The organism is Sodalinema sp., from assembly GCF_046483825.1.
GTDB lineage: Bacteria > Cyanobacteriota > Cyanobacteriia > Cyanobacteriales > Geitlerinemataceae > Sodalinema.
Window position 1 is genome coordinate 1 of record NZ_JAWOCL010000216.1, and the last position, 11903, is coordinate 11903.

The following is an 11903-nucleotide window of genomic DNA, read 5'->3' on the forward strand; positions in this document are numbered from 1 at the left end:
CCTCTTGCCTCTTGCCTTTTGCCTCTTGCCTCTTGCCTTCTTCCCCCTCTTGCCAAACTTTGCGGCTTCGGCTATAATGGGAGTCTATGGGCGATTAGCACAGTGGTAGCGCACTTCCTTCACACGGAAGGGGTCACTGGTTCGAATCCAGTATCGCCCATTTATTTTTTTTTAACGAGAATAGAATCACGGGCGAGATCTAACTATCATGGGGTAAGAGTTTATTTTACCCTTGTTCAACTCAGTTTAGGAGTTCTGTATACCGATGACTCAAGCAACTCAAGCTCCGCAACGGGGTATTCAGATGACCGAAACGGCGCTCAAGCAGGTGATGGCGTTGCGTCAACAGCAGGGAGAAGACCTGTTTTTGCGGGTTGGCGTTCGTCAGGGCGGTTGTTCTGGAATGTCCTATACGATGGACTTTGAAGACGCGGGCAATGTCCGTGAAGAGGATGAAGTCTATGATTATGAGGGCTTTCAGGTGGTCTGCGATCGCAAGAGCCTCTTATATCTCTATGGCTTAGTGCTAGATTATAATACCGCTTTGATTGGGGGTGGTTTCACCTTCACGAACCCCAACGCCACTCAAACCTGTGGTTGTGGTAGCTCGTTCTCGGCGTAGTTTCCCGGAACTAGCGAGAAGATTCTCAATTTCCCGTATCTTAGGAAGGGGCGTTTTTTAGAAGACGTCCCTCTTTTTATGGCTGGAGATCCCGTCTTTGGCTGATCACCCCTATCTTGTTGGAGTCTCGTATCTTATGAATGCACCTGTCGAAACGGAATTTGAACAGGCCATCGCCCGCTATCAGAATGGTGAGTCGGTTGATGAGCTGATCCCTGTGTTTAAGGATATCTGCGATCGCGCCCCCAAGAATAGCGCCGCCTGGACTTGTCTGGCCTGGCTTTATCTGCTTGGCGATCGTCCGAAATCTGCCTATAAAGCCGCGAGTAAAGCCGTCAAACTCAGTCCCCAAGATCCTCAAGCCCAGGTTAACTTAGCCCTAGCGATGCTCGATACCGAGAAGAAGGGGGTTCGGGAGCATGTCGATCGCGCTCTTGAGGTGATGGCCTATTCAGACGAGTTGCGGGAGGAACTTCAGCGCAACTGTCAAGATGGACTCACTCGTAAACCGGACTGGGAAAATCTCAAACGAGTCCAAAATTGGCTCTTTGCTTAGAAATTCCGCTCAATTGTAACGTTCTGTTAAGAAATTGAGGGGAAAACTGAGGGATGGTTGGATGAGTCTGATCTCGATATGGGGGGCGATCGCCTTTAATTTCACCCATCCCAGTTTCCCCTCTCAACTCGTGAAAGTCTTAGCTAGACTGGATTTCAGATTAATTTAGTTCCTGAGAATCTCTCGGAGATTGTAACAGGTGCTTCACAATTCCTTAGATTACTTTATAAAAAACTCAAAAAGATAGTGATAAGATTGTGTGAAGTCAGACATTAACTATTCCAATCACAACTTTATAAGGAGAAACATCACATGAGTAATACTAACAACAACGTTTCCATTAAGCCCGAAACCCGTAACCACCAAGGGTTCTTCGTCCGTGATGGACAATATCAGCTTATGGGCGTTGACGAGTCCGGCTGGGCACTCATCTGCTTCGATGACGTGAGCTGCCATTATGTTGATCCCGACAATCTCGAATCCGTCGAAGACCTGGTTGACTAGAACCGTTAAGGTCTAAGGTTCTGGATGTTCCGGACTCTGAAACAGAAAACTTTAGCTAAACATCTTTTCGGCAACACCTCCTCAGGTGTTGCCTTTTTCATGGGTGGGTTGCAGGATCTCCGATCTGCCTACTGGCGAGCCAAAACATCCTCTAAAGCGGGTTTGAGGGTTTCAAAGCGATAGTCAAACCCTGCCGCCAAGGTTTGCTTGGGTAACACCTGTTGACCATCCAAGACCACCATGGCACCTTCGCCTAAAAGTAACTCCAAGGCAAACTCAGGAACCGGTAGCCAGGACGGACGAGACATGACCTCACCTAAGACGTGGCAGAGGGTTTGCATCCGTACCGGGTTGGGGGCGGTAGCATTATAGACTCCAGACAAGTCTGGATTGGAGAGGGCCTCGCTGAGGAATCGCACCACATCCTGACGGTGAACCCAAGACACCCATTGTTTCCCACTCCCAATCGGCCCCCCGGCGAACAACTGAAATGGGGTTAACATTTTGCCGAGCGCTCCGCCATCGGGACCGAGAACAATGCCAAAGCGGGCAATCACTAAACGAGTTCCGGCGGCGGTGACCTCTTTGGCGGCGGCTTCCCAGGCTTGACAGACTTGGGCTAAATAATCGTCTCCTGGAGCGCTTGTTTCATCAAAGACTGCCGTTTCACTGGTTCCGTAATAGCCCACGGCTGAGGCGTTAACCAGCACTTGGGGCTTGTCTGGGGCGGCGGCGATCGCCTCGACGAGTTTTTCGGTGGTTTGCGTGCGACTTTCGAGGATTTCCTGTTTATATTCAGCCGTCCAGCGGTGATCAGCAATCGGCGCCCCCGCTAAATTGACCACCCCAGTACAGCCAGAAATGGACTCCTGCCAGGGACCAGACTGACGAGGTTCATAGGCAATCACCTCTACCGTTGGAAACGCTGAGGCGGGAAATTGTCGTTTCCCCTTTTGTTGATTGCGGGTTAACACCACTACCGAAGCCCCATCCTGAGTCAGCTGTCGTACCAACTGTTGCCCGACAAAACCCGTTCCGCCTGCGATCGCCACTTTCATCATTAAACCCTGAATTTGAGATTTCCCTATTCATACTATCAATGGGGGGATTTCCATGTAAGATTTGTGTAACAACCCGGCCCTTACACCGGAGCCAGCTTTCACTTTGGCATCTGCCATCTGTTCGCGCGTGGAAGAACGACTACAAAAACTCTTATCTCATTGGGGCATCGCCTCCCGACGCCGTGCCGAAGACCTGATTCGTCAAGGACGAGTCAGCCTGAACGGAACCACGGCCGAGTTGGGGGCGAAAGCTCATCCTGAACGCGATCGCATCCTCGTGGATGGTCGCGTAGTTAATCCTGAGCAAGAACCACAACGATGGTATATCCTCCTCAATAAACCAGCGGGTGTCGTCAGCACCTGTCGGGATACCCATGGACGACCCACGGTACTCAGTCTTCTGCCGCGACACTTGGCCCAAGGACAAGGACTACACCCAGTGGGTCGTCTGGATGTCGAGTCAACGGGAGCGCTGTTGCTGACCAATGATGGTCATCTGACCTATGCTTTAACACATCCTCGCTATCATGTACCCAAGACCTATCAGGTCTGGGTCCAAGGATCTCCGTCAGAAGCACGATTGCAACAATGGCGAGACGGGATCATCCTCAATGGACGCCGAACTCAACCGGCTCAGGTACAAGTGACGTTTCGAGAGGGCCAACGGCGAACTCAGCTTGAAGTGGTGTTAACTGAGGGTCGCAATCGCCAGATTCGTCGTATTGCTGAACAACTTGGGCATCGGGTTGAGACCTTGCACCGAAGGAAGATTGGCTCAGTACAATTGAACCCTAAATCCGAGAATCCCTTAGCCCCTGGGTGTTATCGCTGCTTGACCCCATCAGAAATTAATGCCTTACAGTCATGGCAAACGCAACTCACCCTAAAATCAGTAGGCGTGCGATCGAAGCTCAAGGAGCACAGCGGATGAAGTTCTCGCGGATTCAGTTCAAACGAAAACAGAAAAAGGAAACGCTCAGCCTGGTACAAATCCAAGCGCGGACCCTGGCGACGATGGGTGCCGAGTTGCGGGAACTTCGTCAGGAGCAGTCCTTGGCCATTGATACGATCGCCCGACAAACCCTGATTCCGGCTCGCCTACTACGAGCTATTGAAGACGGTGACCTGACGAGGCTTCCTGAACCGGTCTATGTTCAGGGATTTTTGCGACGTTTTGCCGATTATGTTGGCTTAGATGGCTCGACCTATGCTCGGGAATTTCCCACGGGGAACGAGTCAACTCCGAGCCAGTCGAGTTGGCGCGGTTCCTCGATTACACAACTGCGTCCGTTCCACCTGTATCTTCTTTATATTTTCCTGGTGATTGTCTCGGTTCGAGGACTGTCGGAATCGGTGAATTCGGATTCTCGCAGTCCCGATAGTTCCATCGCACCGTCGCAAACGGCTGATCATCTCGATGAGTTGACCCCTCGGCCGGCGTCTGGAGATGTCTCCCCCCCTGAAATCACCCCCTCAACGGTGACGGCTAATGCGAGTTCGTCAGATTCGGGTAATAATCCCTCTCAACAGGTACAAGTCGGGGTCACCCTCACGGATGAGTCCTGGATTCAGGTGGTCGCCGATGGCGAGACGACCTTTGAGGGGATGCTCAGTCAGGGAACTCATACCTGGAGCGCTAACCGTGAACTGACGGTGATTGCCGGGAATGCTGGAGGCGTGATGATCGCCGTTAATGGCGATGAGGCGCAACCGATGGGTGCACCGGGAAGTGTTGAGGAATTGACCGTTGTGGCGGATTCGCGCGCGGGAGCCGGTTCTGGAAATGCCCCAACATCGGCCAACTGATGGTAAGACGATGCTCTCGGATGGCCTTGTGGCATTCTAAACACTGTCTGCTTAAGGCGATCGCCAAGGGGTCTATGGCCTTAGATCAAATAATGGGCTACATTCGGCAACGATTGACTAAGGAGTTTCAAGGAGTTTCTATGAAATCATTAATTCGCTGGGGCGCTATGTTGGGACTCATGGGAGGGACGCTGTTTGGCGCGATGACCCCCCCTAATCCGGCATTCGCTTTGTCTGAAGATGAAATTGTGCAAAAGCTATCATCGGTTCCGGTTTTTGCGATTACGGATGCCGAGGGTTCGCCTCTGATTGCAAGTATTTCCAATCCTGAACGGGATGGTGAAATGACGGAGGTGGCCGGGGTGTTCATGAACCCTCAAGATGCCAATCGCTTTGTTGAACGCCTCACGCAAGAGCAGCCGGAAATGGCTGGAGAGGTTCAAGTTACGGTGATTTCCTTGGCCGAAATTTATCAGCTTGAACAGAGGAACCGAGATCAAAATACGCCGATTGAGTTTTCCTATGTTCCCACTCGTCAGGATATTGAATCGGCGGTTTCCGTGCTGCTCGATAGTGGTCGGGAAGGGGAACTTGTACAACAAAATGGAGAATATATCTATCCAGGAGTGCCTCTGTTTATGGCAACGGCTGGCCCGGAGCAGGGGTATATGACCGTTGAGTTTAACGGAGAAACGGTTATTCCTCTATTCTTTGATCGGGATGATTTGGATAATGTTATCGCTCACTTCGAGGAACAACAGCCCGATTTTGCGTCAACGGTGGAAACGGATGTGGTTCAACTTGAGGGGGTCTTGGAAACGTTGCGAAATGAGGAAAATGAAACGGTAGGACAGTTGATGTTTGTTCCTGATAGTGATTCCTTGGAGTTTGTTGGGAACATGATGCGGGAGATGCAACAGCAGCAACAGCAGCAACAACCCCAACTTCAGCCGGGAAGCGGTGCGCCTCCACTTCCGGGGTCGAACTAGATCGATCTAGGGAGACGTACTAAGAAGATGTATGGGAGTGAGATCTCAAGGGGTGCATCCGAGTCGTAGAGGATCAGTGGCGGTAACGGTGTCGGAGTTACGGGCCTGGCGCAACCAGGCCCGTAGCGGTGCTTTGGCTCAGGAGATTGACCCGGCTGAGGTGGATTGGCTGTTATATGAGGGAGCTAGGTTAGATCGCCTCAAGTTCCGCTTGGGACAACCGGGCGATCGCCTCGAACTGAGTCGTTCTCTCGAAGACCTGAGCCAACTCTGGGCAAAACGTCTGCGCGATCGCACTCCCCTACAATATCTTCTCGGCTCAGTTCCCTGGCGCAATTTCAATCTCCTGGTTTCCCCAGCCGTCCTCATTCCGCGTCCAGAAACGGAAGCCATGATTGACATCGTTCTGGAGACCCAAGGGGCAGATAGCGCCGGAATTTGGGTCGATTTAGGCACGGGAAGCGGGGCGATCGCCCTTGGCCTCGCCCAAGCCCTTACCAAGGCTAAAATCTGTGCTGTAGACTGTAGTGCTGAGGCCCTAAATCTGGCCCGAACCAATGCTGAGCGTCATGGATTGGGCGATCGCATTCAATTCCATCAAGGCAGTTGGTTTGAGCCTCTAGCCGCACAGCAAGGACACCTTGAAGGAATGCTATCTAATCCCCCCTATATCCCCAGTGGCGAGATTCCTCACCTGCAACCGGAAGTCAGCCGCCACGAACCCCACCTCGCCCTCGATGGCGGTGATGATGGCTTAACGGCTCTGCGTCATCTGGTTCAAACGGCTCCTGACTATCTGCAACCGGGAGGAGTCTGGCTCGTGGAAATCATGAGTGGTCAGTCCCCCGCCGTCTGTCAACTCTTGCAAGACAACGGTAACTATGAGACGCCTCATGTGATTCGAGATTTCGCCGGTCACGATCGCTTTGTCCGAACGCAGACAAAAAAACGTCACCAATAATCAATTAATGGTAATCAATTAATGGCGCAAGAGGGCGACCACAAGGGTACTACGTTGTTAGGATACTATGTTGTTTCTGTTCCGGTGTTCCCCCCTCTTGCCTTCTTAGTCTTTTGCCTTCTTGCTCTATGTTTTTCGCTTACAACGACATTGTTAATGCTGCCAAAGCTGGGTCTGTGGTGAGTTTCCCGACGGATACCGTTCCGGCCTTGGCCGTCGACCCTCAAAAAACGGAGGCGATTTATCACCTCAAACAACGTAGCCTCGATAAACCTTTGATTTTGATGGGAGCGAGTCCCGACGATCTTTGGGACTATGTTGAGGGAACCCCTGATGAACAGGCAATTTGGCAAGAGATGGTGAACCAGCATTGGCCCGGTGCGTTGACGCTAGTTTTGCCGGCCAGTGCCAAGGTTCCAGCGGGGATGAATCCTAGAGGTTCCGGGACCTTGGGGATTCGGGTTCCCGATTGTGCGATCGCCCAGAGACTATTATCCGTCACCGGCCCCCTCGCGACTACCAGTGCTAATCGCTCTGGAGAACCCCCTTTACGAGAGGCGGCGGCCATTGCGGCGGCTTTTCCCTCCCTGTGCGTATTAGATCCAGAAGTCTATCAGAACCGTATCGGGTCAGGACTCCCCTCGACGGTTGTGCAATGGACGGGCGGTGATTGGCGGATTCTGCGACAGGGAGCGGTAGAGTTGTAGAGGTTGACCCATCCACTGATGAGACCGTTAAGCTGGGGGTTAATCGAGAAGACGCTTAAAAACTGGCATGACCCTAGATCACTCGGATTTGTCTCAGAAGAATGATGTCACTCTAACTGAGGCGGAGTTAGCCCAAATTGCTGATCCCCAACTTCGTCAACGAGTGGCGGCGTTGGTTGAGCGATGCGATCGCCTCGACGATGAGCGCCAGTCGATGCTACAGCGTCTCGAAGAGCTAACATTGCAAATTCACCTGACTCAAGAGATGTGTCGCTTTAAAGGGGGATTTTTGGCGCGGATATCCCATGAATTGCGATCGCCCCTGAGTGGGTTAATTGGTACCCATCAACTCATTTTGAATGATTTATGTGAAGACCAAGACGAAGAACGAGATTTTCTCAGTCGCGCTCATGAGTATTCCCTAAAAATGGTGGAGATGCTGGATATCGTCCTCAAGGTGGCCCGGGCCGAACAGGGGCGATCGCCGCTGAAAGTCGAACCCGTGCGCCTCTATGATGTGTTCGAGGAAGTCCGGGAACTCTCCGCCATGCAAGTGGCGAACCGTAACTATCACTATGAGGTACAAATGCCGGCCGGGGATCTGTGGGTACAGGCCGATTACAAACCTCTGCTGCAAGTGTTGTTACATCAAATCATGGCGGTCGTGGATCGGATGAGTGAAGGTAGTTTACGCCTGTCGTCCTCGGTAGAAGGGCAGAATCAGGTCTATATTTGGCTAGATTCTCCCTGTCCTTTAGATCTTTGGAACGAACCCGTCGAACAGTTGCGATCGCCCCCTCCCGAGCCAAAAATCCCCGTTTCCGCCACCGACTTACCCCACCTCTCAGCCGGGTTAAGTTGGCTGGTGGACTATACCCTGCTCGACATCATGGGAGGTCAGTTAGACATCCTCCAACCGCCTCCCGAAGACGATTCCGGTTGGCTTAGTCGGCTTCAATACCGGCTACAACAGGTTCCTCCACCCCCGGAAACTGAGTCAGAATGAGTTGGTTTTGTAGAACCATCGTGGTGGTTTGGTTTTCCTCAAAGCCAATGCGTTCGTAGAACCGCTGCTGGTGAGTGGTCATGAGATAGACTCGTTCAACCCGGCTCATGTGGGGATGACTCAAGAGCGTTTCGACCATCTTGCGTCCGAGGCCCACGCCGCGATATTCCGGGTGAATCACCACATCCCAGATGGTGGCCCGGAAGACCCCATCGGAGGTGGCGCGAGAGAAGCCAATCAGGCGATCGCCATCCCAGACGGTAATCGTCGGGACACTATTCTCGATGGCGATTTTCCAGTCCTCGAAACTGCGATCGGCGGCCCAAAATGCTGAGAGTTCAAATAAAGACTTAAGTTGCGTGAAATCAATCTCCGACTTACGAGAGCAGAAGCGAATGTGACGGCAATCCATAGCGCTTGGTATCTCCTTGCCCCGTCTTAAAAAGATGGGACCGTTGTGGTGTGTTGTGGTCAAGCTGAAATAGTTGTAGCAAACTTTGCCAAATTTTAGTATCGGCAAATACAAACTTAGCGATCGTTTAGTGACATGGGGAAGGGAACAGGGAACAGGGAACAGGGAACAGGGGAGAAGCCGGTAGGATGCGTCCGGGCGTAGATAACGTGTTGGGCCTTGACCGCTCGCATCAAACTTGCCCGAACGCATCATTCTTGCGGGAATCTTGCCCGAATCAGTCCAAACGCATCATTCCTTGTGGGAATCGGCCTTCTAAAAAACAAGCAGCACGTTCTCAAAAGAAAACGCACTGCTGAATTAGACTAGAGCCAGCCGAGCCAGAATTGTACCGGGGATAGACTGACTCAAATCCGTCTATCCCTAAGCATCAGAAGGAGCATAAACGCTCACCTTCTTACGGCTGCGGGTTTTATGCTCAAAGGTGACAATCCCGTCAATCAGAGCAAACAGAGTGTCATCCTTACCCAAACCGACATTCATACCAGGATGGATTTTAGTACCACGCTGACGAACGAGGATATTTCCCGCCGTGACGACTTCACCGCCATAGCGTTTCACACCCAATCGCTGAGAATTAGAGTCGCGACCGTTTCTTGTACTACCGGTTCCTTTCTTGTGAGCCATGATTTAAAAATCTCCACGCTACATTCAATGATGTTCCAACGGTGAGTTCACCGTCTAGGGGGAGTCGAAGCAGACACGACGGCCACCCCCACAAACCTCTATTCTGCCTCAGCCGAGACCATTTCAGCCACCTCAGCCGGTTCATCGGTCGTGGCCGGTTCCAAATCTAAGCCACGGGGAGCGGGGATTTCAGCTTCCGCTAACACCGTACCATTGACCGAAATGCTCGAAATTGCAAAACGGGTGAGTTCTTGGCGATGTCCCCGTTTTTTGCGGGTTTTCTTCTTCGGCTGCATCTTGTAGACGATGACCTTACGACCCCGGAGGTGTTGCAGCACCGTCCCCCGAACCGTTGCGCCTTCAACCCAGGGTTGACCGACGTGAGCATCGTCTTCATTGCGGATAAACAGCACCTTATCGATGGTGATTTCGTCTCCAGGAGCCGCATCGAGTAGGTTTACATCGTAGAACCGACCGGGTTCTACCATGATTTGGGTTCCGCTGGTTTCAATAATTGCGTAAGTCATTCAACTGTCCTCAAAACTATGCCGTAGGGGTAGCCAAAATTCGCCGGTTAGGTCGAGTTGGCGTCGATTTGGCGTTTTCATCACCCGTTCCGAGCAGTGACACAAAACTAAACCCCTAATTATCACCCATAGGTGTAGGGGCTGTCAAGTTTCTCTGCGCTGGTTTACTCTTCTTCGTCGCCGTCTTCGTCATCGGCATCCGGCTGTTGCACCGGTTGCTTGATGGTGAGATAGCGCAGGACATCATCGGAGAATTTCATCGCTTTTTCCATGACCGCGATGGAGGCGCCGGGAGCCTTGTAGTTCATTTGCACATAGACGCCATCCCGATGTTTAAGGATGTCGTAGGCTAAGCGACGTTTGCCACGATGTTGGACATCGAGGTCTTCCGCGCCGTTTTCGAGCAAAATATTGCGATATTTGTCGATTTCCCCATCCGTGCGCTCTTCGCCGATGTCAGGGCGCAGGATGTACATGGTTTCGTAGATAAACTCTTTCATTCGCCGTTGTAAAGTCCTTGTGGTCGGAGTGGCTTCGGTGTCTCGCTCATGACTGAGTGGCACTGAAGCAAGGATCTTCCAGTGTATCGCAAAAGAGGGTGCTATTGATGAAATTGTTGGCGATCGATGCGATCGCAGTAGGGGCGAAAAATTTTTCGCCCCTACAATATCGAAAAATGGGATTACCCTCTCTCGGCTGCCGGGAGGGGAGAGTCGCGATTTTCGACCGACTTTGTGGCGCATTTGTGAATAAGTCCATCCCACCCAGAAATATAAGCTATCAAGGCATCAGTAAATTCACTGAGTGATTCGAGGGAGCTAGCAACAATGGCTAATGGGGGCAAGTTATTGAGTGCGATGGTGGTGACGGCTCTGTGGCTGTCGGTGATGGAAGGGGTAATGGCTGCCGGACGACAAGATATCGGGACTTCCACCCAGGGGATCTCGGGGGAACTGTGGCCTCTCTCTGACTTGGGCCAAAACTCAACGGCGTCATCTGTGGATATGGAGTTGTCCCCCTCTCAATTGACCTTAACCCAAGCTGACCTCCGCGTTAGCGAAGCCAATCGCCTGTTGAACTTGGGAATTCAGGAATTTAATCGCAGTCAGTTTCGGGAAGCGATCGTCTCTTGGGAAGGGGCTTTAGAACTCTACCGAGCAGCAGCGAATCGCCCTGGGGAAGGCCGCGCCCTGGGCAATTTGGGCATTGCTTACAGCAGTATGGGCCAGTACGAGCGCGCCATTGATTTCTATGAACAATCTCTAGCGATCGCCCGCGAGATTGGCGATCGCACGGGAGAAGGCGGCGTCCTGAACAATTTGGGCAATGTTTACAACAATCTGGGGCAGTACGAGCGCGCCATTGACTTCTATCAACAATACCTGGCGATCACCCGCGAGATCGGCGATCGCGCTGGGGAAGGCCGCGCCCTGAACAATTTGGGCGAGGCTTACCGCAACCTTGGCCAGTACGATCGCGCTCTAGAGCAATACCGTCAAGCCGTCGTTCTGTTCAACGAACTCGTTGCCCACTCTGAAACAGCAGCCTTACTAGAGGTCGAAGGGCAACTAGAGGACGGTAATGAGGTCTTACAGGATGGCAGTTTGTACGACCTGCACACCTTTGAGGGAGAACTGGGACAGTTCCTTGAAATTCGCCTCAATAGTGACGACTTTGATGCCTATCTGATTCTGTTTGGCCCTGAGGGTGAGCGGGTCGCAGAAGATGATGATGGTGGTGAAGGGTTAAATTCTCTAATCTCTATTCAACTTCCCCAAACGGGTTCCTATTCGGTGATGGCTAATGCCCATGACGCTTCGGGGCGGGGACGCTACCGGCTGACGGTGGCAGCCATTAGCCCTGACGACTATCAACGGGGACAGGAGCGTGCAAGTGCGAGGGCTGAAGCTGACCAATTACTAGAGCAGGGAATTCAGCAATTCAACCGCAGTCAGTTTCGAGAAGCACTGGACTCTTGGGAACGGGCTTTAGAACTCTACCGAGCCTTGGACGATCGCCCTGGGGAAGGCCGTGTCCTGGGCAATTTGGGCAATGCCTACTCCAG

General features: G+C 52.2%; 15 protein-coding genes and 1 tRNA gene. 11 read left to right on the forward strand and 5 right to left on the reverse strand.

Going from position 1 to position 11903, the window contains the following annotated elements:
• The first annotated feature begins 88 nt into the window (after positions 1-88).
• From R6U67_RS13875 to R6U67_RS13890, 4 genes are all read left to right on the forward strand, one after another.
• Positions 89-160: transfer RNA gene (locus R6U67_RS13875), tRNA-Val, on the forward strand.
• 105 nt (positions 161-265) lie between these two features.
• Positions 266-622, forward strand: coding sequence for a HesB/IscA family protein (locus R6U67_RS13880; protein ID WP_087710318.1), 357 nt, complete (start codon positions 266-268; stop codon positions 620-622).
• Between the two features lie 136 nt (positions 623-758).
• Positions 759-1178 (forward strand): tetratricopeptide repeat protein, encoded by a 420-nt coding sequence (locus tag R6U67_RS13885; protein WP_410253091.1) that lies wholly within the window; start codon positions 759-761, stop codon positions 1176-1178.
• Between the two features lie 312 nt (positions 1179-1490).
• A complete protein-coding gene (locus R6U67_RS13890; protein ID WP_068788912.1) occupies positions 1491-1682 on the forward strand; it encodes a hypothetical protein in 192 nt (63 codons plus the stop codon).
• A gap of 128 nt (positions 1683-1810) precedes the next feature.
• On the opposite strand, the gene R6U67_RS13895 is transcribed toward R6U67_RS13890, so the two are convergent.
• Positions 1811-2740 (reverse strand): TIGR01777 family oxidoreductase, encoded by a 930-nt coding sequence (locus R6U67_RS13895; protein WP_410253101.1) that lies wholly within the window; start codon positions 2738-2740, stop codon positions 1811-1813.
• Positions 2741-2870: 130 nt separating this feature from the next.
• Here R6U67_RS13895 and R6U67_RS13900 point away from each other — a divergent pair, with 130 nt between their 5' ends.
• The 6 genes from R6U67_RS13900 (at position 2871) to R6U67_RS13925 (ending at position 8212) form a co-directional block, all read left to right on the forward strand.
• Positions 2871-3674 (forward strand): pseudouridine synthase, encoded by an 804-nt coding sequence (locus R6U67_RS13900; protein ID WP_410253102.1) that lies wholly within the window; start codon positions 2871-2873, stop codon positions 3672-3674.
• Positions 3608-4549 (forward strand): helix-turn-helix domain-containing protein, encoded by a 942-nt coding sequence (locus R6U67_RS13905; protein ID WP_410253092.1) that lies wholly within the window; start codon positions 3608-3610, stop codon positions 4547-4549. Before R6U67_RS13900 ends, R6U67_RS13905 begins: the two co-directional genes overlap by 67 nt.
• A gap of 140 nt (positions 4550-4689) precedes the next feature.
• Positions 4690-5538: a Tic22 family protein gene (locus R6U67_RS13910; protein WP_410253093.1), complete on the forward strand. Its 849-nt coding sequence runs from the start codon at positions 4690-4692 to the stop codon at positions 5536-5538.
• A 31-nt stretch (positions 5539-5569) separates the two neighbouring features.
• Positions 5570-6499: a peptide chain release factor N(5)-glutamine methyltransferase gene (gene prmC / locus R6U67_RS13915; RefSeq protein ID WP_410253094.1), complete on the forward strand. Its 930-nt coding sequence runs from the start codon at positions 5570-5572 to the stop codon at positions 6497-6499.
• A 128-nt stretch (positions 6500-6627) separates the two neighbouring features.
• Positions 6628-7206, forward strand: a complete 579-nt coding sequence (locus tag R6U67_RS13920; protein ID WP_410253095.1) for an L-threonylcarbamoyladenylate synthase — start codon at positions 6628-6630, stop codon at positions 7204-7206.
• Between the two features lie 67 nt (positions 7207-7273).
• On the forward strand, positions 7274-8212 hold the full coding sequence (locus R6U67_RS13925; protein ID WP_410253096.1) for a sensor histidine kinase: 939 nt from the start codon (positions 7274-7276) through the stop codon (positions 8210-8212).
• On the opposite strand, the gene R6U67_RS13930 is transcribed toward R6U67_RS13925, so the two are convergent.
• The 4 genes from R6U67_RS13930 to rpsF all read right to left on the reverse strand — a co-directional run bounded on the left by R6U67_RS13930 (position 8151) and on the right by rpsF (position 10338).
• Positions 8151-8624: a GNAT family N-acetyltransferase gene (locus R6U67_RS13930; RefSeq protein WP_410253097.1), complete on the reverse strand. Its 474-nt coding sequence runs from the start codon at positions 8622-8624 to the stop codon at positions 8151-8153. The two genes, R6U67_RS13925 and R6U67_RS13930, sit on opposite strands and share 62 nt — an antisense overlap.
• A gap of 423 nt (positions 8625-9047) precedes the next feature.
• Complete coding sequence (gene rpmA / locus R6U67_RS13935) at positions 9048-9311, reverse strand: 50S ribosomal protein L27 (protein WP_410253098.1); 264 nt, start codon at positions 9309-9311, stop codon at positions 9048-9050.
• Between the two features lie 98 nt (positions 9312-9409).
• The gene (gene rplU / locus R6U67_RS13940) at positions 9410-9838 is read right to left on the reverse strand and encodes a 50S ribosomal protein L21 (protein ID WP_410253099.1); all 429 of its coding nucleotides are present in this window, start codon (positions 9836-9838) and stop codon (positions 9410-9412) included.
• A 164-nt stretch (positions 9839-10002) separates the two neighbouring features.
• Positions 10003-10338: a 30S ribosomal protein S6 gene (gene rpsF / locus R6U67_RS13945; protein ID WP_159790984.1), complete on the reverse strand. Its 336-nt coding sequence runs from the start codon at positions 10336-10338 to the stop codon at positions 10003-10005.
• Positions 10339-10665: 327 nt separating this feature from the next.
• Between rpsF and R6U67_RS13950 the strand changes: the two genes are divergently transcribed.
• Positions 10666-11903: tetratricopeptide repeat protein (locus R6U67_RS13950; protein ID WP_410253100.1), on the forward strand; the 1238-nt coding region annotated here is incomplete at its 3' end.

Excerpts from the sequence above, each read along its gene's own strand:
- R6U67_RS13925 (WP_410253096.1), top strand. The coding sequence starts at position 7,274 with ATGACCCTAGATCACTCGGATTTGTCTCAGAAGAATGATGTCACTCTA.
- R6U67_RS13910 (WP_410253093.1), top strand. The coding sequence starts at position 4,690 with ATGAAATCATTAATTCGCTGGGGCGCTATGTTGGGACTCATGGGAGGG.
- R6U67_RS13885 (WP_410253091.1), top strand. The coding sequence starts at position 759 with ATGAATGCACCTGTCGAAACGGAATTTGAACAGGCCATCGCCCGCTAT.
- R6U67_RS13905 (WP_410253092.1), top strand. The coding sequence starts at position 3,608 with ATGGCAAACGCAACTCACCCTAAAATCAGTAGGCGTGCGATCGAAGCT.
- R6U67_RS13930 (WP_410253097.1), bottom strand. The coding sequence starts at position 8,624 with ATGGATTGCCGTCACATTCGCTTCTGCTCTCGTAAGTCGGAGATTGAT.
- R6U67_RS13895 (WP_410253101.1), bottom strand. The coding sequence starts at position 2,740 with ATGAAAGTGGCGATCGCAGGCGGAACGGGTTTTGTCGGGCAACAGTTG.
- rpsF (WP_159790984.1), bottom strand. The coding sequence starts at position 10,338 with ATGAAAGAGTTTATCTACGAAACCATGTACATCCTGCGCCCTGACATC.
- prmC (WP_410253094.1), top strand. The coding sequence starts at position 5,570 with ATGGGAGTGAGATCTCAAGGGGTGCATCCGAGTCGTAGAGGATCAGTG.
- rpmA (WP_410253098.1), bottom strand. The coding sequence starts at position 9,311 with ATGGCTCACAAGAAAGGAACCGGTAGTACAAGAAACGGTCGCGACTCT.
- R6U67_RS13920 (WP_410253095.1), top strand. The coding sequence starts at position 6,628 with ATGTTTTTCGCTTACAACGACATTGTTAATGCTGCCAAAGCTGGGTCT.
- rplU (WP_410253099.1), bottom strand. The coding sequence starts at position 9,838 with ATGACTTACGCAATTATTGAAACCAGCGGAACCCAAATCATGGTAGAA.
- R6U67_RS13890 (WP_068788912.1), top strand. The coding sequence starts at position 1,491 with ATGAGTAATACTAACAACAACGTTTCCATTAAGCCCGAAACCCGTAAC.
- R6U67_RS13880 (WP_087710318.1), top strand. The coding sequence starts at position 266 with ATGACTCAAGCAACTCAAGCTCCGCAACGGGGTATTCAGATGACCGAA.